The organism is Massilia sp. 01N417, assembly GCF_056399645.1.
The window spans coordinates 1-891 of the sequence record NZ_JBFTRS010000057.1 but is presented as its reverse complement, the minus strand read 5'-3'; the positions used below and the strand labels follow the sequence as shown (position 1 = coordinate 891).

At 65.1% G+C, this 891-nt stretch carries 2 protein-coding genes; both read left to right on the top strand.

Going from position 1 to position 891, the window contains the following annotated elements:
* Positions 1 to 447: IS1595 family transposase (locus AC1DOQ_RS26885; RefSeq protein ID WP_477371434.1), on the top strand; the 447-nt coding region annotated here is incomplete at its 5' end.
* A gap of 124 nt (positions 448 to 571) precedes the next feature.
* The coding region (locus AC1DOQ_RS26880) for a transposase (RefSeq protein ID WP_477371431.1) at positions 572 to 891 on the top strand (320 nt) is incomplete at its 3' end.

The following is an 891-nucleotide window of genomic DNA, read 5'->3' as shown; positions in this document are numbered from 1 at the left end:
AGACAGCGCGGCGGCGTTGCGGCGCGGCGCGGYATCAACCAGGAGCACGACTGCCTGCTCGTCGCCCGCGACCGCAGCGGCCAGACACTCGATTTCCATACCGGCCGTGGCCAGGTTACCGCCGCCCAACTGGATCATTGTCTTCGGCCGGTGCTCGCTGCCGACGTGTTGCTGGTCAGCGATGGTGCGCTTGCGTATCGCCGTTTTGCCGCGCGATCAGGGATCACGCATGCGTGGGTGAACGTGCAGGCGGGAGAGCGCGCACGCGGCGCGATCCACGTGCAGAACGTGAACGGCTGGCATAGCCGGTTCAAGCGCTGGCTGGTGCGGTTCCGCGGCGTGGCGAGCCGTTACCTGATCAATTATTCAGGCTGGCAGCGCATGCTGGATGCGCGCAAGCTGACGCCGCCGCGGCATCTGCTGCAAGCCGCCGTCCAGCTCAGCTAACTGGCGCAGTGACCGAATTAACGCGAACACAGCCTTTTTTTAGGCTGTGTGCGCGTTAATGAGGTGAACTGAAACGGGTTGTGCAGGTCATACGCATTGTCGAGTTACCTCATGTGGAGTGACGATGCCGAGCCCGACCTTCGATCAATTGTTCGGCTTGCTGACGGCGGCAAGCCTGGCTGCCTCGGACGTGGCACGGCTGCGGGAATGGATCGCGCGCATCGCGCACCCTGGCGCCTGCATCGCCCTGATCGAACAAGCCGCAGCCGGACGGCCGTGTCCGCATTGTGGCTGTCCCCGCAAACACCGCTGCGGCCAGGCGAGCGGCCTGCAGCGTTTTCGCTGCCTCGGCTGCCGGCGCAGCCATAACGCGTTGACGGGCACGCCGCTCGCGCGCCTGCGCAAGAAGGCATGCTGGCTGTCTTACCTGCAATGCCTGCTCGA